This is a genomic window from Streptomyces sp. NPDC045846 (assembly GCF_056431605.1).
Window position 1 is genome coordinate 51,317 of record NZ_JBWKKJ010000007.1, and the last position, 24,072, is coordinate 75,388.

Annotated in this window: 27 protein-coding genes; 14 read left to right on the forward strand and 13 right to left on the reverse strand. The window is 72.0% G+C overall.

The features are described from left to right. Positions 1 to 21: 21 nt before the first annotated feature. The gene (locus AC07F3_RS20475) at positions 22 to 840 is read right to left on the reverse strand and encodes a hypothetical protein (protein ID WP_479115907.1); all 819 of its coding nucleotides are present in this window, start codon (positions 838 to 840) and stop codon (positions 22 to 24) included. Positions 841 to 1,047: 207 nt separating this feature from the next. Between AC07F3_RS20475 and AC07F3_RS20480 the strand changes: the two genes are divergently transcribed. Both AC07F3_RS20480 and AC07F3_RS20485 read left to right on the forward strand, forming a co-directional pair. Beyond that, the gene (locus AC07F3_RS20480) at positions 1,048 to 2,010 is read left to right on the forward strand and encodes a DUF4097 family beta strand repeat-containing protein (RefSeq protein ID WP_479115908.1); all 963 of its coding nucleotides are present in this window, start codon (positions 1,048 to 1,050) and stop codon (positions 2,008 to 2,010) included. A 1-nt stretch (position 2,011) separates the two neighbouring features. Continuing rightward, the gene (locus tag AC07F3_RS20485) at positions 2,012 to 3,043 is read left to right on the forward strand and encodes a PadR family transcriptional regulator (protein ID WP_479115909.1); all 1,032 of its coding nucleotides are present in this window, start codon (positions 2,012 to 2,014) and stop codon (positions 3,041 to 3,043) included. A 286-nt stretch (positions 3,044 to 3,329) separates the two neighbouring features. Here the strand turns inward: AC07F3_RS20485 and AC07F3_RS20490 are convergent, their stop codons facing one another. Further along, positions 3,330 to 4,295 carry a zinc-binding dehydrogenase gene (locus AC07F3_RS20490; RefSeq protein ID WP_479115910.1) on the reverse strand — a complete coding sequence of 322 codons (966 nt, stop codon included), beginning with the start codon at positions 4,293 to 4,295 and terminating at the stop codon, positions 3,330 to 3,332. Positions 4,296 to 4,441: 146 nt separating this feature from the next. Further along, entirely contained in the window at positions 4,442 to 5,650 is a 1,209-nt protein-coding gene (locus AC07F3_RS20495) for an NAD(P)-dependent malic enzyme (protein ID WP_479115911.1), read from the reverse strand. A 618-nt stretch (positions 5,651 to 6,268) separates the two neighbouring features. Here AC07F3_RS20495 and AC07F3_RS20500 point away from each other — a divergent pair. Genes AC07F3_RS20500 through AC07F3_RS20510 form a run of 3 tightly spaced genes read left to right on the forward strand, consistent with a single transcriptional unit; the run spans position 6,269 to position 8,966 of the window. After that, a complete protein-coding gene (locus AC07F3_RS20500; RefSeq protein WP_479115912.1) occupies positions 6,269 to 7,231 on the forward strand; it encodes an ABC transporter substrate-binding protein in 963 nt (320 codons plus the stop codon). 27 nt (positions 7,232 to 7,258) lie between these two features. Then, positions 7,259 to 8,194, forward strand: a complete 936-nt coding sequence (locus tag AC07F3_RS20505) for an amino acid ABC transporter permease (protein ID WP_479115913.1) — start codon at positions 7,259 to 7,261, stop codon at positions 8,192 to 8,194. 4 nt (positions 8,195 to 8,198) lie between these two features. Further along, positions 8,199 to 8,966, forward strand: coding sequence for an amino acid ABC transporter ATP-binding protein (locus AC07F3_RS20510; protein ID WP_053730660.1), 768 nt, complete (start codon positions 8,199 to 8,201; stop codon positions 8,964 to 8,966). Between the two features lie 75 nt (positions 8,967 to 9,041). On the opposite strand, the gene AC07F3_RS20515 is transcribed toward AC07F3_RS20510, so the two are convergent. After that, positions 9,042 to 9,731: a class I SAM-dependent methyltransferase gene (locus AC07F3_RS20515; protein WP_479116263.1), complete on the reverse strand. Its 690-nt coding sequence runs from the start codon at positions 9,729 to 9,731 to the stop codon at positions 9,042 to 9,044. 184 nt (positions 9,732 to 9,915) lie between these two features. On the opposite strand from AC07F3_RS20515, the gene AC07F3_RS20520 reads away from it, so the two are divergent. Next, on the forward strand, positions 9,916 to 10,530 hold the full coding sequence (locus AC07F3_RS20520) for a CGNR zinc finger domain-containing protein (protein ID WP_479115914.1): 615 nt from the start codon (positions 9,916 to 9,918) through the stop codon (positions 10,528 to 10,530). Here the strand turns inward: AC07F3_RS20520 and sodX are convergent. Then, a complete protein-coding gene (gene sodX, locus AC07F3_RS20525) occupies positions 10,449 to 10,874 on the reverse strand; it encodes a nickel-type superoxide dismutase maturation protease (RefSeq protein ID WP_114041481.1) in 426 nt (141 codons plus the stop codon). The genes AC07F3_RS20520 and sodX overlap by 82 nt on opposite strands. A 175-nt stretch (positions 10,875 to 11,049) precedes the next feature. Here sodX and sodN point away from each other — a divergent pair, with 175 nt between their 5' ends. The 4 genes from sodN to AC07F3_RS20545 all read left to right on the forward strand — a co-directional run bounded on the left by sodN (position 11,050) and on the right by AC07F3_RS20545 (position 13,036). Beyond that, complete coding sequence (gene sodN, locus AC07F3_RS20530; RefSeq protein ID WP_067163856.1) at positions 11,050 to 11,445, forward strand: superoxide dismutase, Ni; 396 nt, start codon at positions 11,050 to 11,052, stop codon at positions 11,443 to 11,445. A 166-nt stretch (positions 11,446 to 11,611) separates the two neighbouring features. Continuing rightward, entirely contained in the window at positions 11,612 to 12,202 is a 591-nt protein-coding gene (cpt, locus tag AC07F3_RS20535) for a chloramphenicol phosphotransferase CPT (protein ID WP_479115915.1), read from the forward strand. Positions 12,203 to 12,222: 20 nt separating this feature from the next. Further along, positions 12,223 to 12,615 carry a nuclear transport factor 2 family protein gene (locus AC07F3_RS20540; protein WP_479115916.1) on the forward strand — a complete coding sequence of 131 codons (393 nt, stop codon included), beginning with the start codon at positions 12,223 to 12,225 and terminating at the stop codon, positions 12,613 to 12,615. A gap of 10 nt (positions 12,616 to 12,625) precedes the next feature. Then, on the forward strand, positions 12,626 to 13,036 hold the full coding sequence (locus AC07F3_RS20545) for a VOC family protein (RefSeq protein ID WP_479115917.1): 411 nt from the start codon (positions 12,626 to 12,628) through the stop codon (positions 13,034 to 13,036). 28 nt (positions 13,037 to 13,064) lie between these two features. On the opposite strand, the gene AC07F3_RS20550 is transcribed toward AC07F3_RS20545, so the two are convergent. The 4 genes from AC07F3_RS20550 to AC07F3_RS20565 all read right to left on the reverse strand — a co-directional run bounded on the left by AC07F3_RS20550 (position 13,065) and on the right by AC07F3_RS20565 (position 15,648). After that, a complete protein-coding gene (locus AC07F3_RS20550) occupies positions 13,065 to 13,421 on the reverse strand; it encodes a GntR family transcriptional regulator (RefSeq protein WP_479115918.1) in 357 nt (118 codons plus the stop codon). Beyond that, complete coding sequence (locus AC07F3_RS20555) at positions 13,421 to 14,389, reverse strand: DUF1648 domain-containing protein (RefSeq protein WP_479115919.1); 969 nt, start codon at positions 14,387 to 14,389, stop codon at positions 13,421 to 13,423. Before AC07F3_RS20555 ends, AC07F3_RS20550 begins: the two co-directional genes overlap by 1 nt. Before the next feature lie 176 nt (positions 14,390 to 14,565). After that, positions 14,566 to 15,009 (reverse strand): DUF6304 family protein, encoded by a 444-nt coding sequence (locus AC07F3_RS20560; RefSeq protein WP_479115920.1) that lies wholly within the window; start codon positions 15,007 to 15,009, stop codon positions 14,566 to 14,568. Between the two features lie 57 nt (positions 15,010 to 15,066). After that, entirely contained in the window at positions 15,067 to 15,648 is a 582-nt protein-coding gene (locus AC07F3_RS20565) for a dihydrofolate reductase family protein (RefSeq protein WP_479115921.1), read from the reverse strand. 108 nt (positions 15,649 to 15,756) lie between these two features. On the opposite strand from AC07F3_RS20565, the gene AC07F3_RS20570 reads away from it, so the two are divergent. Beyond that, entirely contained in the window at positions 15,757 to 16,368 is a 612-nt protein-coding gene (locus AC07F3_RS20570; RefSeq protein ID WP_479115922.1) for a TetR/AcrR family transcriptional regulator, read from the forward strand. A 39-nt stretch (positions 16,369 to 16,407) separates the two neighbouring features. Here the strand turns inward: AC07F3_RS20570 and AC07F3_RS20575 are convergent, their stop codons facing one another. The 4 genes from AC07F3_RS20575 to AC07F3_RS20590 all read right to left on the reverse strand — a co-directional run bounded on the left by AC07F3_RS20575 (position 16,408) and on the right by AC07F3_RS20590 (position 21,220). Beyond that, a complete protein-coding gene (locus AC07F3_RS20575) occupies positions 16,408 to 17,007 on the reverse strand; it encodes a GNAT family N-acetyltransferase (protein WP_479115923.1) in 600 nt (199 codons plus the stop codon). A gap of 28 nt (positions 17,008 to 17,035) precedes the next feature. Then, on the reverse strand, positions 17,036 to 18,286 hold the full coding sequence (locus tag AC07F3_RS20580; protein WP_479115924.1) for an MFS transporter: 1,251 nt from the start codon (positions 18,284 to 18,286) through the stop codon (positions 17,036 to 17,038). Between the two features lie 428 nt (positions 18,287 to 18,714). Further along, a complete protein-coding gene (locus AC07F3_RS20585) occupies positions 18,715 to 19,746 on the reverse strand; it encodes a family 2 encapsulin nanocompartment cargo protein polyprenyl transferase (protein ID WP_479115925.1) in 1,032 nt (343 codons plus the stop codon). Between the two features lie 76 nt (positions 19,747 to 19,822). After that, positions 19,823 to 21,220 carry a family 2B encapsulin nanocompartment shell protein gene (locus AC07F3_RS20590; RefSeq protein ID WP_479115926.1) on the reverse strand — a complete coding sequence of 466 codons (1,398 nt, stop codon included), beginning with the start codon at positions 21,218 to 21,220 and terminating at the stop codon, positions 19,823 to 19,825. 249 nt (positions 21,221 to 21,469) lie between these two features. On the opposite strand from AC07F3_RS20590, the gene AC07F3_RS20595 reads away from it, so the two are divergent. The 3 genes from AC07F3_RS20595 to AC07F3_RS20605 all read left to right on the forward strand — a co-directional run bounded on the left by AC07F3_RS20595 (position 21,470) and on the right by AC07F3_RS20605 (position 24,009). Next, positions 21,470 to 21,913: an RrF2 family transcriptional regulator gene (locus tag AC07F3_RS20595; protein WP_479115927.1), complete on the forward strand. Its 444-nt coding sequence runs from the start codon at positions 21,470 to 21,472 to the stop codon at positions 21,911 to 21,913. Between the two features lie 186 nt (positions 21,914 to 22,099). Continuing rightward, on the forward strand, positions 22,100 to 23,290 hold the full coding sequence (locus AC07F3_RS20600; RefSeq protein WP_479115928.1) for a globin domain-containing protein: 1,191 nt from the start codon (positions 22,100 to 22,102) through the stop codon (positions 23,288 to 23,290). Between the two features lie 128 nt (positions 23,291 to 23,418). Then, the gene (locus AC07F3_RS20605) at positions 23,419 to 24,009 is read left to right on the forward strand and encodes an N-acetylmuramoyl-L-alanine amidase (protein WP_479115929.1); all 591 of its coding nucleotides are present in this window, start codon (positions 23,419 to 23,421) and stop codon (positions 24,007 to 24,009) included. Positions 24,010 to 24,072 lie beyond the last annotated feature (63 nt).

The window sequence follows — 24,072 nt, forward strand, 5'->3', positions numbered from 1 at the left end:
GGCATGAACGCGTAATACGCGTCAGCCGCCGGCCCGGGCGCGCATCCGGTCGTACGCGAGGCTCAGCACCCCGTGGGCGATCAGGATCGCGCCCGCCGTCGTCCAGCCGCCGCTGCGCCGGCTCAGGCCCCAGGCCGTGAGCGGGAGGCCCGCGGCGAGTTGGGCGGCGCCCAGGAGGCGCGCCTTGGGGCCGCGCACCCAGGGGCCGAGCGGGCTCTCCTCGACCGCGTCGAGTTCGGCGCGCACCGCATCGCGCCAGCCGGACCACTCGATCGTCTCGGCGCCCTGGGCCGCGCCCACCGAGCGCAGCCGGTCGGCCGGTTCGCCCGGGGTGAGCCCGGTGGGCAGGGCCACGCCCGTGCGGGCCAGGATCGCGATCAGACCGAGGAGCCGGGCCCGGGCGTCGGCCGCCGTGTCCGGCCGGGTCAGCCCGCCGAGCGCCTCCACGTCATGTACGGGGTCGAGGCCGAGCCGGGCCGCGAACGTGCGCATCGCCTCGTCCTCGCCGAGCGGGGTGCCGTCGGACAGCCAGACGTAGCCGACCGTGCGGCGGAAGCCCGAGGCCAGGGTGTAACCCGCCCGGGCGTCGTCCCACCACAGCGCGATCGCGGGCCAGCCCGCCGCGACGGTCAGCGCCCCGGCCCAGCCCGCGAGCACCTGGTCCACGGGATCGGCGCCGGTCAGCCAGGGTTTGGCGGCCGGGACCAGCACGCTCCAGCCGTCGCCCGCCGGGGCGAGCAGCATCGGCTCGCGCAGCAGGTGGGCGACCGGGCGGACCACCGGGGGTTCGGCGCGGCAGAGGAGCAGGGCTCCGGGGGTGGCGGGCGGGGCGACGGGCATGATCCATACGCTAGGCCATTTCTGTCCCGATTTCGCCCTGTTGGTCCCCGCACGCGATGCCCGGCGCCCGGGGGAGGGCCGCCGCCCGCCGCCCCGCCTCCACGGCCGCGCCTTGACATTGCCCAAGCGCGATATATCGTGTCTAACGAGAGACGCGATATGTTGCGTCTCGCCGTACTCACTCCCAGCGCCCCAGGAGGTCAGCACATGTCCGAGTCCACGTGGGCCGTGCCCGACTCGCGGAAGCTCACCTTCGACGATGCCGACGAGCCGGTGACGAAGCTCCAGGTGCGCGTCGTCAACGGAACAGTGAACGTGGTGGGGACCGAGGAAAGTTCCGCGCGCCTGGAGGTCTCCTCGGTCGAGGGGCCCCCGCTGATCGTGACGCGGGACGGGCCCACGCTCACCATCGGCTACGAGGACCTGCCCTGGCGCGGCTTCCTCAAATGGCTCGACCCCCAGGGCTGGAACCGCAGCGCGGTGGTCTCGCTCGCGGTACCGGCCGGCGCGGACGTCGAGGTCGGCATGGTCGGCGCGGGGGCGGTGGTCTCGGGGATCCGGGGGCGCACGGAGGTGCGCGGCGTCAGCGGCGACACCACCCTGGTCAAGCTCGCCGGGCCGGTCCGCGCCGAGAGCGTCACCGGGAACCTGGAGGCCCAGGCCGTCACCGGCGAGCTCCGCTTCAAGTCGGTCTCCGGCGACCTGACCGTCATCGAGGGGGCCGGGGGCCGGGTGGCGGCCGAGTCGGTGAGCGGCGACATGCTGCTCGACCTGGACCCCACGGCCGAGGCGACCGACATCCGGCTGACCACGGTCTCGGGCGAGGTCGCGATCCGGCTGCCGCACCCGGCCGACGCGCGGGTCGAGGCCAACACCGCCAGCGGGGCCGTCTCCAACGCCTTCGAGGACCTGCGGGTCAGCGGGAATTGGGGCACGAAGAAGATCACCGGCACACTGGGGGCGGGCAACGGCACGCTCAGGGCGACCACGGTCTCCGGCTCGATCGCGCTGCTGCGCAGGCCCGCGGACGAGGAGCCGCCGTTCGGGGACGCACCCGGCGAGGACCCGCCCGCCGGTGACGCGACTTCCGGGGGCCCGGCGCCCGAGGGCGCCTCCTCCCCCGCCGACGACCAGTCCGGCCCGGCCGGCTCGACCAAGAAGGTGCTCTGACATGCCCCCCGTCTTCGCCCACGGCCGCCTCCGCCTCTACCTCCTCAAGCTCCTCGACGAGGCTCCGCGCCACGGGTACGAGGTGATCCGCCTCCTCGAGGAGCGCTTCCAGGGGCTGTACGCGCCGAGCGCGGGCACCGTCTACCCGCGGCTCGCCAAGCTGGAGGCCGAGGGGCTCGTCACGCACACCACCGAGGGCGGCCGCAAGGTGTACTCGATCACCGACGCGGGCCGCGCGGAGTTGGCGGGCCGGGGCGGTGAACTCGCCGACCTGGAGCTGGAGATCCGCGAGTCCGTCTCCGAACTCGCCGCCGAGATCCGCGACGACGTACGCGGTGCGGCGGGCAGCGTACGCGACGACATGCGCCGGGCGGCCCGCGAAGCCCGTACGGGGCAGGCTTCGGCGGCCGGGGCCCGGGGCGCCCGGAAGGGGTTCCCCGAGGCCTCCGACTTCTTCGACGGCGCCTGGGGCGACCGCGAGGCCTGGCAGCAGGCGAAGGACGAGTTCAAGCGGGCCAAGCAGGAGTGGAAGGAACAGGCGCGGCGGGCGAAGGACGAGTCCCGCCGGGCCCGCGACGAGGCCCAGCAGGCCCGCCGCCAGGCCAAGGAGGCGCAGGAGAAGGCGCGCGAGGAGATGCAGCGGGTCGCCCGTGACGTGCAGCGCCAGGTGCAGGAGCACTTCGCCCGCGGCGACTGGCCGACGGGGGTGCGCGAGGGTCTCGCGGAGATCACCAAGGAGCTGGGCCGCTTCGGCTTCGGCCAGCCGCCCGCGTCCGGGACGGAGGTCGAGGTCGAGCGGGTGGACCTGGGCAAGCCGGACGCCACGGCCGGGCCGGAACCGGAGTGGGCGCGCGAGGAGCCGTCCCACAACCCCGCACGGGACCTCGACCGCCTCCTCGACCGCTTCCGGGACGACATCCGGGACGCGGCCAGGGACCACGGCGTGACGGCCCCCCAACTCCAGGAGGCCCGCCGCCACTTGGCGACAGCGGCAACCCGGATCGCCACAACCCTGCACCCCGACAAGAACTGACCCACCCCTGGCCCCGCGTCCCTGCCAGGGTGCGCGGGGCCGGTGCGGCGCGGCGACACCGCACCCCGCCAGGGACCGCGACAATCCGCAGCACGGCAGCACCACACCCCACCAGGGAGCACGAGCATCCGCGCCCCGGCGGCACCGCACCCCGCCAGGGGCGCGGGGAACTGCGCGACCAGCCACAGCGGACCCGCAGACGAAGCGAGACCCGACCGGCGCACGGCCGTGCACGCGCGCACGGCCGTACACGCGGTACCGCGGCCACCGACAGCCCCGCCCCGGATCAGCGCGTGGTCAGAACCACCTTCCCGAAGAGGTCCCCGGACGCCACCTTCTCGAAGCCCTCGCGGGCCCGGTCCAGCGGGAGCACTTCGTCGATGACGGGACGTACGCCCGTCGCCGAGCAGAACGCCAGCAGGTCCTCCAGCTCGTCCTTCGTGCCCATCGTCGAGCCCACGACCTTGAGCTCCAGGAAGAAGATGCGGGTCAGCTCGGCGTGCGCGGGGCGGTCGCCACTGGTGGCGCCCGAGATCACCAGAGTGCCGCCGGGGCGAAGGGACTTGACCGAGTGGGACCAGGTCGCGGCGCCCACCGTCTCGATCACCGCGTCGACCCGCTGCGGCAGCCGCGCACCCGGCTCGAACGCGTCGACGGCGCCCAGCTCCACGGCCCGCTTGCGCTTGTGCTCGTCGCGGCTGGTGGCGAAGACCCGCAGGCCCGCCGCCTTGCCCAGCACGATCGCGGCGGTGGCCACGCCTCCGCCCGCGCCCTGCACCAGCACCGAATCCCCGGGCCGCACCCCGGCGTTGGTGAACAGCATCCGGTACGCCGTCAGCCAGGCGGTCGGCATGCAGGCCGCCTCCGCGAAGCTCAGCTCCTTCGGCTTGGGCAGCACGTTCCAGGTGGGCACGGCGACCTGCTCGGCGAAGGTGCCCTGGTACTTCTCGGTGAGGATCGAGCGGCCCTCGGCGGGGCCGACGCCGTGGCCGGTCTGGCCGATCACCGAGTGCAGGACCACCTCGTTGCCGTCCTGGTCGACCCCGGCCGCGTCGCAGCCGAGGATCATCGGCAGCTTGTCCTCGGTGAGCCCGACGCCGCGCAGCGACCAGACGTCGTGGTGGTTGAGGGAGGCGGCCCGTACGTCGATCAGGGTCCAGCCGGGGCGTACCTCGGGGGCAGGCCGCTCCCCCAACTCAAGGCCGCTGAGCGGCTGGTCACGGTCGATGCGGGCGGCGTAGGCGGCGAACATGGCCCTGACGATAGGGCGCGCGGCCCGGCCGCCGGAACCTCCCACGGCTGTGACGCCCCGCACGCCGGGAGGAACGGCGAAAGCCGTGCCGGGCTCCCCCGGAGGAGGGCCCGGCACGGCTCGGCGGGCGGATGCCCGGAACGTGCCTACCGGCGCGCCACGCCCTCGGCGCGCGCGGCCGCGGCCACCGCCGCCGTGACGGCCGGGGCGACCCGCTCGTCGAACGGCGAGGGGATGACGTAGTCGGCGGCGAGCTGGTCGCCCACGACGTCGGCCAGCGCGTTCGCCGCGGCGATCTTCATGCCCTCGGTGATCCGGGAGGCCCGGACCTGGAGGGCGCCCGCGAAGATGCCGGGGAAGGCGAGCACGTTGTTGATCTGGTTCGGGTAGTCCGAGCGGCCGGTGGCCACGACAGCGGCGTACTTGTGCGCGATGTCGGGGTGCACCTCGGGGTTCGGGTTGGCCATCGCGAAGACGAAGGCACCCGGCGCCATGGAGGCGACCGCGGGCTCGGGGACCGTACCGCCGGAGACGCCGATGAAGACGTCGGCGCCCGCGAGCGCGGTCTCCAGGGAGCCGGACAGGCCCGCCTTGTTGGTGAGCTCCGCGAGCTCGCGCTTGACGTCCGTCAGGTCGGTCCGGTCGCTGCTCACGATGCCCTTGCGGTCCGCGACCGCCACGTCGCCCAGGCCCGCTTCCAGCAGGAACTTGGCGATGGCGACACCGGCCGCACCGGCCCCGGAGATCACCGCGCGCAGGTCGCCGAGCGTGCGCCCGGTGAGCCTGGCGGCGTTGCGCAGGGCGGCCAGGGTGACCACGGCCGTGCCGTGCTGGTCGTCGTGGAAGACCGGGATGTCCAGGGCCTCCTGGAGCCGGCGCTCGATCTCGAAGCAGCGCGGGGCGGAGATGTCCTCCAGGTTCACCCCGCCGAAGGACGGGGCGAGCCGGACGACCGTCTCGATGATCTCGTCCGTGTCGGTGGTCGCGAGCGCGATCGGAACCGCGTCGACGCCGCCGAACTGCTTGAAGAGGATCGCCTTGCCCTCCATGACCGGGAGGGACGCCTCCGGGCCGATGTCACCGAGGCCGAGCACCGCGGTACCGTCCGTCACGACGGCGACCACCTGCGACTTCCAGGTGTAGTCGTGGACCAGCTCCGGGTTGTCCGCGATCGCGCTGCACACCTTGGCGACGCCGGGCGTGTACGCGAGGGACAGGTCGTCCTTGTCGCGGATCGGCACGGTGGCCTGCACGGCCATCTTGCCGCCGCGGTGGAGCGCGAAGGCCGGGTCGAAGGGCTCGTCGGAACCCTCCGTGCTGCTGTCGCTGCGAGGATTGACGATCTCCGCTGCCATTGTGTTGACCCCTTAAGTCTTCATCAGTTGAGGGTGGCCACTCCTTGTTGAGGAGGGGTGGGCGGACCCGCGTACGTGCCCCGCTGAGGGCGGTTGGCCCGCCCCGCGGGGAGGAGGTACGTACGCGCGGGCGCGCCGCACACGCGCCCTGAGCCCCGGATGAGGGGTGTAAGGATCCTTCTTACCGGACAGAGACGTCCGCCGACGAGTCCATATTGGCCCAGCGTGGACGCTCCGCCGCAAGCGGCCTCCGTACCGTGACACGACTCCTGGTGCGATGTCACGACAAGTCGTTTACGCGGCATGAAACGTGTCCACAACGCGAGATGAACCGGAGAATCTGCGGCCTGCGCGGACACTGCCCGCACATGGTCCGGCCAGTCGGCCCTTGGCGTACGGGCCTGTTGGGGTTCGGGGGGTGACCCGTTATCCGATTTTGACATGGCTGCGACCCTGATTCCCGGGGTCCGAATGGCAAGATGCGACTTCACACGCGGTTCACACCGCGGTCGCGACACCCGAGGATGCGTGCACGACCACCGCCCAGGACCTGTGCGTCGTCGATTTCGTACGCACTCCATGGCCACTCCACTCAACATCTGCCGGAGGAACCCGACCATGACCGCAAGCACCACCCGCCGTACGACCGCCTCCAAGTCCCGGATTGCCGCGGTCGGCGCGATCGCGGTCGCGGGCGCCCTGCTGGTCACCGGCTGCGGTGACCAGACGAAGAAGGGCTCGGCCCCCGAGTCCTCGGGCGGGGCCTCGAAGTCCGCCCCGCTCTTCTCCAAGCTGCCCGCGAACATCCAGAAGGCCGGCGTCATCAAGGTCGGGACGGACGCCACCTACGCGCCCATGGAGTTCAAGCAGGGCGAGAGCATCGTCGGCATCGACCCCGACATCGCCGCCGCTCTGGGCAAGCAGCTCGGCGTGAAGTTCGAGTTCACCAGCGGCACCTTCGACACCCTGCTCGGTGCGCTGCCGACCGGCCGCTACGACGCGGTCATGTCCTCGGTGAGCGACACCAAGAAGCGCCAGCAGGGCCTTGACGACAGCGGCAAGAAGACCGGTACGGGCGTCGACTTCGTCGACTACTACACCGCGAGCACCGGCATCCTGGTCAAGAAGGGCAACCCGGAGGGCATCAAGTCCACCGACGACCTGTGCGGCAAGAAGATCGCCGTGCAGCGTGGCACCACCTACGAGCAGGCCGCCAAGGACCTCGCCGCCAAGTGCAAGTCGGGCGGCAAGGGCGAGCTGGCCTTCGAGGCGTTCGCCACCGACGCCGAGGCGCAGACCCGCGTCAAGGCCGGCGGCGCGGTCGCCGACCTCAACGACTCCCCGGTCGCCGCGTACATCGCGAAGACCGCGGGCGGCGGCGCCGACTTCGAGTCGGTGGCCAACCCCTCGGACGCGGGCCCGTTCGGCATCGCGGTGGACAAGAAGAACACCCAGCTGCGCGACGCCCTGTCGCAGGCCCTTGACGCGATCATCAAGGACGGCACGTACAAGACGGCCATCGACAAGTGGGGCGGCGCGCAGGGCGCCGTCACCAAGGCAGCCATCAACGGCGGCTCCTGACCCCCGCACCACTGAAGGGCAGTCGCTGTGACTGACAAGCTCGACAAGACCCCCTCCGGTCCGGCGGACGCCGCCCCGGAGCAGGTCCCCCCGGACATCATCCGTGCCATCCCGGTCCGCCACTACGGCCGCTGGGTCAGTGCCGTCCTCGTCGTCGCCGTGCTCGGCGCGCTCGGGTACGCGTTCTCCCAGGGCAACGTGCGCTGGGCGACCGTCACGGACAAGCTGTTCGACGCCAGCATCCTGACCGGCCTGTGGCACACGGTGCTCATCAGCGTCGTCTCCATGGCCGTGGGCCTGGTGCTCGGTGTGCTGTTCGCCGTGATGCGGCTCTCGAAGAACCCGGTGACCAGCTCGGTCGCCTGGCTGTACATCTGGTTCTTCCGCGGCACCCCGGTCTATGTGCAGCTGCTGATCTGGTTCAACCTGGCGCTGATCTTCCCGATCCTGAACCTCGGGTTCTACAAGGACTACATGACCGCGGTCATGACGCCGTTCCTCGCCGCCCTCCTCGGCCTCGGCCTGAACGAGGGCGCGTACATGGCGGAGATCGTCCGGGCCGGCATCCAGTCGGTGGACGAGGGCCAGACCGAGGCCTCGCACGCGCTCGGCATGACGCAGACGCAGACGATGCGCCGCGTGGTGCTCCCCCAGTCGATGCGGGTGATCATCCCGCCGACGGGCAACGAGTTCATCAACATGCTGAAGACCTCGTCGCTGGTCGTCGCGGTCCAGTACCAGGACCTGCTGCGCAGCGCCCAGGACATCGCCGCGACCTCCTTCGCGGTGATGGAGATGCTCTTCCTCGCCTCGCTCTGGTACCTGGCCCTGACCAGTGTGTTCAGCATCGGCCAGTACTACCTGGAGCGCCGTTTCGCACGAGGTTCGCTGCGCGCCCTGCCGCCCACGCCGCTGGAGCGCATCAAGTCGAACCTGCTCTCCCTCTCCCAGTGGCGGCGGTGACCCCATGACTGCACAACCGATGGTCAAGGCGGAGGGCGTCCACAAGTCGTTCGGCCCCGCCCACATCCTCAAGGGCATCGACCTGGAGGTGGCCGAGGGCGAGGTGTTCTGCCTGATCGGCCCGTCCGGCTCCGGCAAGTCGACCTTCCTGCGCTGCATCAACCACCTGGAGCAGATCAACGCCGGGCGCCTCTACGTCGACGGCGACCTGGTCGGGTACCGGCAGAAGGGAGACAAGCTGTACGAGCTCAAGGACAGCGAAGTCGCCCTGAAGCGCCGGGACATCGGCATGGTCTTCCAGCGCTTCAACCTGTTCCCGCACATGACGGCCGTGGAGAACGTCATGGAGGCGCCGGTCCAGGTCAAGCGGGAGTCGAAGGCGGTGGCCCGCGAGCGGGCCCTGAAGCTGCTCGACCGGGTGGGCCTCGCCGACAAGGCGGGCAACTACCCCTCGCAGCTGTCCGGCGGCCAGCAGCAGCGCGTGGCGATCGCCCGGGCGCTGGCGATGCAGCCGAAGCTGATGCTCTTCGACGAGCCGACCTCGGCGCTCGACCCCGAGCTGGTGGGCGACGTCCTGGACGTCATGCGCGGCCTCGCCGAGGACGGCATGACGATGATCGTGGTCACCCACGAGATGGGCTTCGCGCGCGAGGTCGGCGACTCGCTGGTCTTCATGGACGACGGCGTGGTGGTCGAAGCGGGCAACCCGCGCGACGTCCTGACGAACCCTCAGCACGACCGGACGAAGTCGTTCCTGTCAAAGGTGCTGTAACTCGCTCCACGGAAAGGGGGGTTACGGGCGACGGCCCGTAACCCCCCTTCCGCGTACGCCCCTTGGGGGCCGCCGCTACTTCAGGGCGAGCAGCAGGGTGTCCGAGGGCGAGGCCCACACCGGGCGGGCCTCGGCGAACCCGGCCGCGCGCAGGGTGTCGGCGTGCCAGGCGACCGAGGGCATGTCGCCGTCGGCGTGCTCGCCGTAGATCTCGTACCGCCTGGCCGTCGGCTCCGCGAGCACCGGGTCCGCGGCGGCCAGCTCCCACCAGTCGGCCCAGTCGAGCGTGCACTCCGCCTTGGCGCGGTCCATCCGCTGGTGCCGCTGGGCACGTTCGGCGGCGTTGATGCGCGGGGTGGCGGGGTCGATCATGTGGTCCGCGTTCATGAACACGCCGCCGTCACGGACGAGCCCGGCGACCTGCCCGTAGAGCGCGGTGAGCGGTTCGCTGTGCAGCCAGTGGAGGGCGGTCGCGGTGAGGACCGCGTCGTAGGAGTCGTACGGCAGCGCCTCGACCCAGCGCGGGTCCTTGAGGTCGGCGGTCACGAAGGTGACGCGCCCGTCCCCGGCGAAGGTGCCCCGGGCGATGGCGAGGAGCGCGGGGTCCAGGTCCACACCCGTGCTGACCGCGTCCGGGAACCTCCTGAGGAGCCTGTCCGTAATACTCCCCGTACCGCACGCGAGGTCGAGCACGCGCGGCGCGGGACCGACGCAGGCCTCGACCATGTCGAGCATGACCCGGAAGCGCTCCTCACGGTCCGGCATGTACCACTCCTGCTGCCGGTCCCAGCTGTCCTGCCAGCCCCGCCAGTCGGTGCTCTCGCCCGCCCCAGTGACCGTCTCCGACACAGGAATCCCTCCTTGGAAGCCACTCTGTAATACCCTCGATGGGTATCCAGCCGTTACCTGGAACACCTCAGACCCTAGACCGCCGCCGTAAGGACTACAAGTGGAACTGGCCTATTACTCGGACTATGCCGTGCGCCTGGTCAACACCGAGGAGCCGGCCCGCAGCAAGGACACGCTGACGTCGGTGGACGCGGTCCGTGAGCTGTTCGGCGGGAACCAGTCGGCGGCCCGCCGGGCGACGGACGCGGACGTGACGCGCTTCCGTTCGGTACGGGCACGGCTGCGCGCGGTCTTCGAGGCGGCGGACCGGGGCGAGGAGGTCCAGGCGGTCGACCTGCTGAACTCGCTGCTCCTGGAGTTCCCGGTCAGCCCCCAGGTGTCGGGCCACGAACACCGCGACGCGGACGACCGCCCGCTGTGGCACATGCACCTGGCCGACCACCCGTCGAACGCGACGGCGGGCTACGCGGCGATCGCCTCCATGGGCCTGGCGTTCCACCTCACGGAGTACGGCGTCGACCGGCTCGGCCTGTGCCAGGCCGCGCCCTGCCGCAACGCCTATCTGGACACCTCGACCAACCGCTCGCGCCGCTACTGCTCGGACCGCTGCGCGACCCGTGCCAACGTGGCCGCCTACCGCGCCCGCAAGCGCCTGGAGACCGAACGGTCGGAGAGCACCGGCCGCACCGACGAGAGCATCCACGACGCCAAGTAGCCCACGGAGCGTCGGCGCCCGGCCGTCATCGGCCGGTAGCGCCCGCGCACCCGGCCGAGCACGAGGTCGACCGGCACGGCGCCGAAGGCGCGGCTGTCCACGACCTCGTCGTCGGTGTTGTCGCCCAGCACCCACCAGCCGCTCTCGCGCAGTTCCATGAGCCGTTTGACGATGAGCAGGTCCTGCTGCAACGGGTGCCGCAGCACGGCCACGTCACCGGCCCGCAACTCCGCCCCGTAGTGCACGAGCAGCTGGTCCCCGTGCAACAGCGTGGGAACCATCGAGGTCCCCAGGACCTCGGCGATCCCCAGCGGCACCCTCGGCTCCCGCCCCTCGTCCGTCATACGTCACCCACCTCCCGGCCACCGGCACCCCGCCGCCACACCCACGGTACGTTCCGCCACGAGTCCCATGGTGACCCTGGACTTTTGGCCTAAGCCCATGGGGGCACCCGCGAAATCCCGTCTCTCACCGAGTAATGTCCCACCTGAGAAGACGATCACGAGGAAGGACAGCTCAATGCTTTCCCGCCTGTTTGCCCCCAAGGTGAAGGTCAGCGCGCACTGCGACCTGCCCTGCGGTGTGTACGACCCGGCCCAGGCCCGCATCGAGGCGGAGTCGGTCAAGGCCGTGCAGGAGAAGTTCCAGGCCAACGAGGACCCGCACTTCCGTGCGCGTGCCGTGGTCATCAAGGAGCAGCGCGCGGAGCTCGCGAAGCACCACGTCTCCGTGCTGTGGAGCGACTACTTCAAGCCCCCGCACTTCGAGAAGTACCCCCAGCTCCACCAGCTGGTCAACGACACCCTGAAGGCCCTCTCGGCCGCCAAGGCGTCGACCGACCCCAAGACCGGCGAGAAGGCGCTCGAACTCATCGCCGAGATCGACCGCATCTTCTGGGAGACCAAGAAGGCCTGACTCGGGCCGAGTTCGCGGCTCCCCGCGCGTTCGGTGAACGCGCGGGGGAAAGCGGACCAGAAGGGGCCCGGCCGGACTTCCGGCCGGGCCCCTTCGTCGCATCCGTGCGTGCCCCGGCGGAAACCGGTTGGCCGGGTCGGGGCCGGGCGCCTACCTTGACGGAGTGATGGATCAGAGGGACGTGCCGCGGTGCCGGGTGATCGTGCTCAACGGCGGGTCCAGTTCCGGCAAGTCCGGGATCGCGCGGTGCCTCCAGGCGGTGCTGCCCGGGGCCTGGCTGACGTTCGGCGTCGACTCGGTGGACGCCGCCATGCCCGCTTCGCTCCGGACCGGCGGGGAAGGGCTCGACATCGGGGCGGACGGGTCGGTGAGCGTGGGCCCCGAGTACCGGCGCCTGTCGGACGCCTGGCGGCACGGGGTCGCCGCCATGGTGCGGGCCGGCGCCCACGTGGTGCTCGACGAGGTGCTGCTCGACGGCGCCGACGGGCAGAAGCGCTGGCAGCACGCCCTCGACGGCATCGACGTGCTCTGGGTCGGGGTGCGCTGTGACGCCGACACCGCGGCCGGACGCGAGACCGCCCGCGGCGACCGGATCCCCGGCATGGCCCGCGCGCAGGCCGAGTCCGTCCACCTCGGCGTCCGCTACGACATCGAGGTGGACTCCTCCGGCGCCGAGTCCATGGCCTGCGCCCGGCTGATCGCCGAGCACGCCTGCCGGCACCGCCCCGCGCTCCCCTCCCCGTTCCCGGAGCGGTGACGGCGGGCATGCTCGACGGCATGGACACCCCCGATCCAGCCGCCCCAGCCCGGCGGTTCGTCAGCACCTGGGAGGCGGCCTGGGCCCGGCACGACGTCGAGGCCATCCTGGAGCTGTACGCCGACGATGTCGTCCACACCTCCATGCCGTTCCGGCCGCCGCACCGGGGGCGCGAGGAACTCGCCGCCTATCTCCGCTGGTCCTTCGAGGGAGAGCGGATCCAGGAGGTGCGCTTCGGTGAGCCGCTGGTCGGCCGGGACGGGACGGCGGCCGCCGAGTTCCGGGTCCTGGCCTTCGAGGGCGACGCGCCCGTGACCCTGGCGGGCTGCGTGTTCGTACGCTTCGGGCCGGACGGGCTCGCGGTCGAGACGCGTGACTACTGGCACACCGCGGAAGGTCATCTTCCGGGTTAGGTTCGAGGGCATGGACCCTCTGGAGCCCCCGTACCCCCGGCTTCTCGTCGACCGCTACGAGCCCGCGTTCCGCTTCTACGAGGCCGTACTGCCCGCCCTGACGGGCTGCACCCTCGCACGGGGCGACTCCTCATCGGGCTACGCCAGTTGGGACGCCACCGACGGCCGCACCGCGCTCGCGCTCTTCACCCGGTCGGCGATGGTCGCCGCGCTCGGCGAGGACCGGGTCCCGCGGGGCGGCGGCTCCCTCGTGATCCACGTGGCCTCACGGGAGGCCCTCGACGCCGCGGTCTCGCTCTGCGCGCAGGCGGGCGGCACGGTCGTGGCCGGGGCGCGCGATCTGCCCGAGTGGGGCCCGGGGCTGCGGGCCGCGCACCTCCACGATCCGGACGGGAACCTGGTGGAGCTCCAGACGTACTAGGCGCGCGAGTCTCGCATCCGCCGTCGCCCTACGCCAGGCCCCGCCTCACCAGCCCGACGACCTCCTCCTCCGTGAGCCCCAACTCCCGCGCCTGGTCGACCAGTTCGCGCACCCGCAGCATCAGCGCGGCCCGGCCGCGCGCGGCCGTGTCGTCCACGACGACCGCGCCCCGTCCCCGGCGGAGCTCGATCAGCCCCTCGTCCCTCAGGCGCTGGTAACCCCGCAGCACCGTATGGAGGTTGACCCCCAGGGAGTCGGCGAGGGCACGGGCCGACGGGAGCCGTTCGCCCGGGGCCACCGTGCCCTCGGCCACGGCCCGGCGGACCGATGCCGCGATCTGGTCACCGAGGGGCTGCGGCGAGGCGGGGTCGACACGGAAGAGCATCAGCGCCTCCCCGCCGCGCGGTGGGCCAGGGTGTTGAGCAGGGCGGCGGCCGTCGTCGAGTCGTCCACGGTCACCGCGAACTCCCGCCCGCCCCTGCGCCGCACGACGATCGCCTCACCCGAGCGCAGCATCAGACCCGACTTGCCCGGACGCATCCGGTAGCCCCAACCCCCGTACTCCTCCAGGATCTTGACCTCGCGGCTGACCGCCCGGTCGACATCGGACAGCGGGACCCGTATCCGCGGCCAGGGCAGCACGGTCGGGCGCGCGGTCAGGCCGCGCCGGTCGACGGTGACGTACGGGCGGGAGAAGGCGAGGCAGAGCAGGCCGGCGCCCAGCATGGCGACGCCCGCGCGCCATCCGCCCGCGTACAGCAGGACGAGGCCCACCACGGTGACCGCGAGGCCCGTCACGAGCAGCACCCGCGACGGCGCCCGGCGCATCCAGCCCGCCACTTCGCCCTCGGCCAGATCGAGCCGCTCGGCCTCACCGGGACCGGGGGACGGCGCGGCGGCGGGCAGCGGCACGGTGAGCAGGAGCAGCGAGCCGAGACCCGCGGCGAGGGCGCCGCAGCCCACCGCAGCGGCAAGCTGCCACGGCGGCATCCGCACCCGCGCGGGGTCGGTCGCGTCGGCGTTGGCGAGCAGCACCGCGACCATGAGGTAGCCGACCAGCCCGGCGACCGCGTACCCGGCCCCGATCATCCAGCGCATCCCGCGCAGCACCGGGTCCGCGGTCCGCGCGACGACCGTCCACAGGGCGGCGAGCCCGAGGTGGACGACGAGGACGAAGACCAGGTACGAGGTGTGGCTCTGGGTGCCGTCGGAGTTGCCGCCCGCGGTGAAGTGGCCGGCCATCGGGTCGGGCACGCGGCCGCGCAGGAGTGCGAACGCCGTGAGGTCGACGGCCAGGGCGAGCAGAAACGGCAGCACGGAGATGGCCACCAGGCGGTACCGGACACGATTCATCGAAGCCTCCTTGTTCGCATAGTAGTAGAACAATGCGAGCCATCGAAAGGGTGCTGCCCCGGAACGCGGAGCGGCCGCCCCGCACCGCGGAGTCCGGCTGGACTCCCCGGTGCGCGACGGCCGCGGAGGAAGGTGAGAGAACTGGACGATGTGAAGGGGAGACGGTGGTGGAGCGGTCAGATCGCGTCCAGCGCGGACGGCTGGAGGCTTGCGCCGGACGGCAGTTGGCGCCGGATGTCGTCGAGCACCGAGCCGAAGTCGAGCTCGGCCCGGCCGCTGGCGTACACCGCTCCCCCGAAGTGCAGGGCGACCCCGAGGTCGGGCTCCGGGGGTTTGAGGGAGAGCAGGCAGCTCAGGGTGGCCTGCTGGACGGCGCCGTCGGAGGCGACGGGCACGGGCATGTCCCATTCGAGTACGAAGTCACGAAGGCTCCCGCCGTCGAGCGCGAAGGTGCCGCTCTCCGTCGGTATCCCCGGTACCGGGCCGAGCGAGTCGAAGCTCGCTCCGGCGAAGTCGACCCCCCTGATCCGGGTCCGCAGTTGCGTCCCGTCAGTGGTGATCGTCAGCGCTTCGGATCCTAGGCGGTCCCGGTACCAACCCGCCCATGACTGTGGTGTCATGGGCGGAGATTAGCGGCGTACCCTGCCGTTCGTCACAGGGGGTGACCGAAATGAGTGTTACCGCTTCCTTGTGTACTTCGAGACGACCGCCCCGTTGTCGAACGACCGGGAGTCGGTCAACGCGAACTGGCGGGGCTCGAACGCGCCCCGGACGACCCGGATTCCGTCGCCCGCGAGCACCGGGTACGTCTTGATGACCAGCTCGTCGATCTCCTCGGCCAGCTGACCGGCGAGGTCGCCGCCGCCGCACAGCCAGATGTCCAGGCCCTCGCGGTTCTTGAGCTCGCGCACCGCGGCGCCGGGGTCGCCCGCCACCAACTGGACCGCCGGGTCCGGGGATTGGGTGAGGCTCCGCGAGAAGACGTACGTCGCGAGGTGGGCGTACGGATTGCCCACGCCCTCCTTGAGGCCCAGGTCATAGGTGGCCCGGCCCATCAGGACGGTGTCGTAGTGGGTGTTCTCGGCGTCGTCGAAGCCGAAGTGCCGGCGTCCGGCGGTCGCCATCGTCTCCGGCCAGTGCGTCTTCAGATGGTCGAAGTACGCCGGTGACATCTGGTCCATCAGGAACTGGACCTCATGGCCGGGACCCGCGATGAAGCCGTCGAGGGACATGCCGACGAAGTACGAGAGCTTGCGCAAACCGACCTCTTGGGATGGGGGGTGTGGCCTTCCTCGCTGACCACGACAGCTATAGTGCTTCAGGTGTAGTGGTTGCGCAACCCCCTTTCCTCGCGGAGGAGTTCCCGCATGGTCCGAAACCCGGAACGCAGAACGGCGCTGGTCGACGCGGCGATCGAAGTGCTCGCGCGCGAGGGAGCGCGCGGGCTGACCTTCCGCGCCGTGGACGCGCGGGCGGGCGTCCCCCTGGGCACCTCGTCCAACTACTTCACCAGCAGGGACGACCTGTTCACCCAGGCCGGCCGGCACATCCACGTGCGCATGGCGCCGGACCCGGACGAGGTCGCCGAGGTGATGCGCCAGAAGCCGTCCCGTGAACTCGTGGCCTCGCTCGCACACTGGGTGGTGCGGCGCATGACCGCCGAGCGCACCGGCTACCTGGCCATGCTGGAGCTGCGCCTGGAAGCCGTCCGCCGGCCCGCGCTGCGCACGGAGCTGACCCGGGCGCTCCGGGCCGACCTGGACGCGAACATCCGCTTCCACGTCGACTCCGGCCTGCCGGGCGACGCCGACACGGTCCGACTGCTGTATCTGGCGGTCAACGGGCTGCTCGTCGAGGCCTTCACCCTGCCCGGGATGTTCGGCGAGGCCGGTGAACAGGGCGTTGCGGAAGGGGAGTCGGCGGACGCGGAGACGGCCCGTCTCGTGGACCTCATCGTCGCCCGCGTCGTGCCGGACTGATAACGCTCTCGCGTCGTGCCGGACTGAAAAGCCCTCGCGTCAGGACGCCGGCTCGCGCCACATCGGGTACACCAGCGGGCCGTCCGGCAGCCGCAGCGGCTCGCCGAGCGGTGCGAAGCCGAACCGCCGGTACAGCCGGGGGCTGCGCTCGCTGCTCGCCTCCAGATAGGCGGGCAGCCCCTCCCGGTCGCACCGCGCGAGTACGGGAGCGATCAGCGCGGCGCCCAGTCCCTCGCCCTGCCGGTCCGGGGCCACCCCGATCATCCAGAGGTAGGCGTGGGCGCGGCCGTGCGGGTGGAGCGCGGCGGTCAAGTGCGCGATGTGCTCGACCCGTTCGCTGTCCGGGTCGACGTAGGCCCGCAGCCGCGCGGGCCCGTCGTCGCCGTCGGCCGCCTCCTCCGGCTCGGCCGGGACATCGAGCCAGAGCGCGGCCGCCGAGCCGTCCTCGACGAGGTCCACGTGCCCCTCGTCGAGCGCGATCCGGAAGAACGCCTCCATCAGACGGTGGTGCACCTCGCGCCGGCGTGCCGCGTCGGGCAGGACCCAGCTGCTCACCGGGTCGTTCATGAACGCCGCGTCGAGGACCCGCACCACCGCCGCCCGGTCGTCCTGGCCCGCGCGCCTGATCCGTATGCCCATGTCCGTCGCTCCCGCCCCCAGTCCCACGTCAACCGGCGGCCACGATCCTAGAGTTGACCCGCTCCGCCCAGCGGACCGCGGGGCCCAGCGCGAGACCCGCGCCGAGGAACAGGGTGCCGAGCAGCAGCCAGCCCGGTACGCCCCAGTCGACGATGAGGGCGGTGAGCAGCAGCGGTCCCAGCATCCGGGCCAGCGGCACCCCCATGCCGAAGAAGCCCTGGTACTGGCCCTGCTGGTCGGCCGGGGCGAGGTCGAAGCCGATCTGCCAGGCTCCGGCGGACTGCATCATCTCGCCCGCCACCTGGAGCGCGCCCGCGACAAGGAGCACGACCACAGCGACCCAGGCGGACGCCCCGGCGGCGCTCAGCGCGAACACCACGCAGGAGGCGAGCATCAGGACGCCGCCGCGCGCCACGGTCCGCCGCGCGCTGGACAGATCGCGTACGGCGGAGGCGGTACGGACCTGGAAGAGCATCACGGCGCCGGTGTTGAGCACGAGCAGCGCGGACACCAGCCAGCCCGGCGCGTCGGTGCGGGTGACGGTCCACAGCGGGATGGCGAGGCTGATCAGCGGCATCCGCAGCAGGAGCAGCGTGTTGAGGAGGGTGACCAGGGCGTAGGGCCGGTCGCGCAGCACCGCGAACCTGGGGCCCCGGCCCGGCGCGGCGGCGGTGGGCGCCACCGCGGGCAGCCGTAGCAGGACCAGCGCGCAGAGCAGGAACGCGGCGGCGTCCAGGGCGAACACGGCGAGGTAGGCGGTGCGGGTGCCGTAGTGCAGCGCGACCCCGCCGAACGCGGCGCCGACGGCGAGCCCGGCGTTCAGCGTGGACTGGAGGTGCGCGAGGACGTGGGTGCGGTCCCGCCGGTCGACGAGCGCGGCCAGGAGCGCCTGGCGCGCGGCCGCGAGGCCGGTCTGCGCGGTGGCGTAGCAGCAGGCGGCGAGCACGAAGGGGAGGAAGCCGCGCACGAACAGGAAGGACCCGACCGAGAGCCCGGTGGCGGTGGCGAGCAGGACGGCGACGGTACGCGGTCCGCGCTGGTCGGCGAGCTGCCCGAGCGGCACCCCGGCGAGGGCGCCGACGGCCCACGCGAGGGTGAGGCCGAGGCCTATGCGGGTGGCCGAAAGGCCGACCACACGGCTGAAGTACAGCGCCGAGGTGACCAGAAAGGCGCCGTCACCCAGCGAGTTGACGAGCTGGGCGGCGGCGAGTCCGCGGGCGGGCCCGGCGGGAGGCAGGATGCGGGAGGGCCCGGCGGATGACAGGGTGCGGGAGGACATGGCCACATCAAACCAGCCCGAGTGGCCCAGCACGGGGGCCACTTGAACCCTGATTCACTGGGCCATTGCGCGATGGCGAGCTGCCGGATGGGTGGGGCCGCCTGGCTGGCGCGGGCCAACAGCCAGGTGCGGCCCCCTCTTGCTAGACGGCGGGCCGGGGTGCGGCGCCGCGTGCGGTTGCGGGGTGGGGTGTGGAAGCGGGCGCGCCCGCGCGGCCCCGGGATGCCAGAGCAGGGTGCGCCCTGCGCAGCTGCGGGGTGTCCGGGGCGGGGGTGAGCCTGCGCGGCCGGGGCGTGGATCGTCGGGCCGGGGTGCGGTTCCCCGCGAGGACCGTGGCGTGGGGTGTGGGAGCAGGGTAGGCGCGCGGCCGCAAGCTGTCGGAGCAGGGTCCACCCCTGTCGCCGTGGAGCGCCAGGGCGGCGTGGTGATCAGTGGGCGCGGCGGGTCACGAACTCGGCGAGGGCCAGGAGTTCGCCCGCCGCCGTGAGGTCCGGGACGGCGCGCGAGAGGTGGTCGACCGCGCGGGCCATCCGGTCGGCGGCGTGGATCTGGGCCCAGTCCCGGCCGCCCGCCCGGTCGACCGCGTCGGCGGCCCTGCGGACGGCGGCTGCTCCCATCGGCCCCCGGTACAGCTCGGCGAGTTCGGCCGCCGCCGGGGCGCCCGAGCCGAGCGCGGCGACGACGGGCAGCGACTTCTTGTGCGCGGCGAGGTCGGCGCCGGCCGGTCTGCCGGTGTGCCCGGGATCGCCCCAGATCCCGATCAGGTCGTCGATGAGCTGGAAGGCGAGCCCGGCCTCGCGGCCGAACGCGTCCATCGCGGCGACCTCCTCCTCGCCCGCGCCCGCGTACAGCGCGCCGAGCGCACAGGCGCAGCCGAGCAGGGCGCCGGTCTTCGCCATCGCCATGGCGAGGCACTCGTCGAGCGACACGTCCTGCGGGCCGCGGTGCTCGAAGGCGCAGTCGGCCTGCTGGCCCGCGCAGAGTTCGATGACGCAGGCCGCGAGCCGCGCGGAGGCGGCCGGAGCCACGGGGTGGCCATCGTCCGCGATCAGGCGCAGGGCGAGGGCGAGCAGCGCGTCCCCCACGATGATGGCGTCCGGGGTGCCGAAGACGGTCCAGGCGGTGGGCCGGTGGTGCCGCGTCGTGTCCGCGTCGATGACGTCGTCGTGGAGCAGCGTGAAGTTGTGGACGAGCTCGACGGCGGCGGCCGCCCGGACCACCGTCTCGGCCCGGCCGCCGAACGCCGCCGCGGCGGCGAGCACGAGGGCGGGGCGGATCGCCTTGCCCGCCTGCCCGCCGACCGGGGTGCCGTCCGCGCGCTCCCAGCCGAAGTGGTACATCGCGACCCGCCGCATGGAGCCGGGCAGCGATTCGACCGTGGCGCGCAGATGGGGGTTGACCACCGCGCGGGTCCGTTCCAGGAGCTCGACGGCCTCGCGGCCCTCCATGGCTTCCGGCATTGCCAACTAGGGTGCCTTTCCTCGGAGTCGACGGCGGCACCGGGCGCCCCGGAGGCGGCGCGCCCGGACCGGAAGCTCACCGCCAGCGGCTGACCTCGACGTTCTCCAGGACGCCGAGCGCGTCGGGCACCAGGATCGCGGCCGAGTAGTACGCGGTGACCAGGTACGAGATGATCGCCTGCTCGTCGATGCCCATGAACCGCACCGACAGGCTCGGCTCGATCTCGTCCGGGATCCCCGCCTGCTGAAGCCCGATGACCCCCTGCTCGGCCTCACCGGTACGCATGCAGATGATCGACGTCGTACGGGCCTCACTCACCGGGATCTTGTTGCACGGGAAGATCGGCACCCCCCGCCACGCCGGCACATGATGGCCCCCCACCTCCACCGACTCCGGCACCAGACCCCGCTTGTTGCACTCACGCCCGAACGCCGCGATCGCCCGCGGATGCGCCAGGAACAGCTTGGAACCACGCCGCCGCGACAACAGCTCGTCCATGTCGTCCGGGCTCGGCACCCCGTCGTGCGGCTGAAGACGCTGCCCGTAGTCGCAGTTGGTCAAAAGACCGAACTCCCGGTTGTTGACCAGCTCGTACTCCTGCCGCTCCCGCAGCGCCTCCACCGTGAGCCGCAACTGCTGCTCGGTCTGGTTCATCGGCTGGTTGTACAGGTCCGCCACACGACTGTGGACCTTCAACACCGTCTGCGCGACCGAGAGTTCGTACTCCCGCGGCGCACCCTCGTAATCGACGTACGTATGAGGAATGACCGCCTCACCGACGTGACCCGCCGAAAGGTCGATCGCCGCCTCGCCGTAGGTGTTGGTGCGCTGCTCCGGCAGGACCGAGACCGACGCGAGGTGGTCGTGCAGCGACTCGGAGCGCTCCGCGAGGTTGAGCACATCGGCCCGGGTCAGGACCAGGACGGTGCACCCGGTGGTGGCGCGGAAGGTGCACTCCCAGACGGCCTCGCCGGAGACCAGCGCCTGCTCGCCGAAGTGGGCGCCGTCGGCGAGGAAGCCGAGCTCCGTCTCGTCGCCGTAGGGGCCGGTGCCGATCTTCTCGACACGGCCGTGGGCGAGCAGGAACACCCGGTCGGTGACGTCGCCCGCGGTCGCGATCGTCTCGCCCGCCGCGAACTCGCGCTGCTCACACCGGTTGGCGAGCTCGGTGAGCGCGGCCTCGTCCTCGTAGTCCCGCAACGCGGGCAGCTCACCGAGCTCGGCCGGGATCACGGCCACCCGCTCGCCGGTCTGGACGAAAGTGATCCTCCCGTCCCCCACCGAGTAGCTGAGCCTGCGGTTCACCCGGTACGTGCCGCCCTGGACCTGCACCCATGGCAGCATCCGCAGCAGCCACCGCGACGTGATCTCCTGCATCTGCGGCACGGACTTGGTGGTGGTCGCCAAGTTGCGCGCGGCAGCTGTGCCGAGACTCTGCTGCGCGCGGTTCTCGGGGCCTGCCTCGACCGACATGTGACTCCTTCTGAGCTCTAACGATCTTGAAGCTGGACTGCCCTGAGAACACTTCCAGCACGGAGAGTCCTCGCGCCATTACTCAAATGAGTGGGATTAGAACACCAGCGGGGCGGGCAGCCGCCGCGAAGCGCTCGAACGCCTCCCGCACGCCCCCCTGTCCGTCGCCCCCGATACACCGGCCGGTGTCCGCCCCGCGGCCCGGCGTTTAATTTGCACGAGGGATTCAAGTTACATACGGTTGCTCGCATGCGGCTGACGAGATTCACCGACCTGGCGCTGCGCGTCCTGATGCGCCTGGCGGTCGTCGACAACGCGGACGACCAGGCCCCGCCCACCACCCAGGGGGTGGCGGACGCGATGCGCATTCCGTACACGCACACCGCGAAGGTCGTCGCCCGGCTCCAGCACCTCGGCCTCGTCGAGGCGCGGCGCGGCCGGGGCGGCGGGCTCACCCTGACCCCGGCCGGACGCCTCGCCTCCGTGGGGGGCCTGGTGCGCGAACTCGAAGGCCCGGGTGACGTCGTGGAGTGCGAGGGGCCGACACCCTGCCCGCTCGCGGCGGCGTGCCGACTGCGCCGGGCGCTGCACCGTGCACAGGAGGCCTTCTACGAGTCGCTCGACGAACTGACCGTCAACGACCTCGTGGCCTCGCCGACCGGCCCGCTCCTCGTGGGCCTCACCAGCCGCTGAGACACCCCGACCCCGATCGGCCACCGCGCCGCCCACCGTCGCGGCGGTGCGCGCCGTGCCGATCTCCACGCCATTAAATACGAATCTCGCATGCCAATTAAATTCATCCGCCCCTGAGCCGCACCACCGATCCACGCCCTGCCGCGCACCCAGCACGGCACACCAAGGCACCGAAGGAGCCTCTCGATGCTGTCCGAGAAGTCGACCGTGACCGTCCGCGCCACCCTGCCCGCCGTCGGAGCGGCCATCGGCACCATCACCGAGCGCTTCTACGAGCGGCTCTTCGCGGCCCACCCCGAGCTGCTGCGCGACCTGTTCAACCGGGGCAACCAGGCGGCGGGCCTCCAGAAGCAGGCGCTCGCCGGGTCCATAGCCACGTTCGCGACCCACCTGGTGGACCACCCCGAGGACCGCCCGGACGTGATGCTGAACCGCATCGCCCACAAGCACGCCTCGCTGGGCGTCACCGCCGACCAGTACGAGATCGTCCACGAGCACCTCTTCGCCGCGATCGTCGAGGTGCTCGCCGAGGCCGTGACGCCCGAGGTCGCCGAGGCCTGGGACGAGGTGTACTGGCTGATGGCGAACGCCCTGATCGCCATCGAGGCCCGGCTGTACGAGGAGCAGGGCGTGCTCGCCGGGGACGTCTGGCGCGAGTGGACCGTGGTGGGCCGCACCGAGGAGACCGCGGACTGCGCCGCCTTCCGGCTGCGCCCCGCCGACGGCGCGCCCGCACCCGCCTTCAGGCCCGGCCAGTACGTCTCGGTCCAGGTCGAACTCGCCGACGGCGCCCGCCAGATACGCCAGTACAGCCTCAGCTCGGCGCCGGGCGGCGAGCTCCGCTCGATCACCGTCAAGCGCGTCCAGGGCGACCCGGACGGCGAGGTTTCCGGCCACCTGCACGCCCGTGTCCGCGAGGGCGACGTGCTGCGCGTCTCGGCACCGTACGGCGACCTCGTGCTCGACCGGAGCGGGGCCCCGCTGCTGCTCGCCTCCGCGGGCATCGGCTGCACCCCGATGCTGTCCATGCTGGAGCAGCTGGCGGCCGACGGCCACCGCGCGCCGGTGACGGTGGTGCACGCCGACCGCTCCCCCGCCGAGCACCCGCTGCGCGAGGACCACGCGGCGCTCACCGCCAAGCTCCCGGACGCGGCGGCCCACTTCTGGTACGAGAAGCCGGAGCCCGGCCACCCGGCCGAGCGCACGGGTCTGGTCGACCTGACCACGCTCCCGGTCCCGTCCGGCACCCGCGCCTACCTGTGCGGCCCGCTCCCGTTCATGCGCGCGGTGCGCACCCAGCTGCTCGCCAAGGGCGTACCGGCCGCGGACATCCACTACGAGGTGTTCGGTCCGGACCTGTGGCTGGCCCAGGACTGAGCCACCCGCGGGCGAGCGCCGGGCCTGTCCGGATCGACTCGCACGGCAAACCGAACAGATCGCCCCATAGCGGAAGTTGGGATACAAGCGGTACGAGATATTCCGCACCGCTCTGGAAGGAGGCGGCCATGGCCCCTCCCCTGTCCGCAGACCAGTTCCTCGCCGCCCTGCGTGCCGAGGGCCTCACCGTCGTCGAGGTCGGCCAGTGGCGCGGCCACAACCGGGCCGGCCACGGCGGATGGGGCCCGCTCAACGGCGTCGTCATCCACCACACCGCCACCGGCGGGGCCGACGCCACGGTCCGCCTCTGCTACGACGGCTACGACTCCCTGCCGGGCCCGCTCTGCCACGGCGTGATCACCAAGGACGGCACGGTGCACCTCGTCGGCAACGGCCGCGCCAACCACGCGGGCGCGGGCGACGGCGACGTGCTCCGCGCCGTGATCGCCGAGAAACGGCTGCCGCCACCGCTGCGGAACGACACCGACGGGAACACGCACTTCTACGGGTTCGAGTGCGAGAACCCGGGCGACGGCGAGGCCCCCTGGCCGCAGGCCCAGCTCGACGCCATCGAGAAGGCGGCCGCGGCCGTCTGCCGCCACTACGGCTGGACCGAGCGCTCCGTCATCGGCCACAAGGAGTGGCAGGTCGGCAAGGTGGACCCGCGCGGCTTCACGATGGACTGGCTGCGCGAACGGGTCCACGAGCGGCTGAAGTGAACGGCGGGGCGGCCCCGCTCGGCGCGGGTCCGTGAGGTGACACCCGGCCCCTGACACGACAAT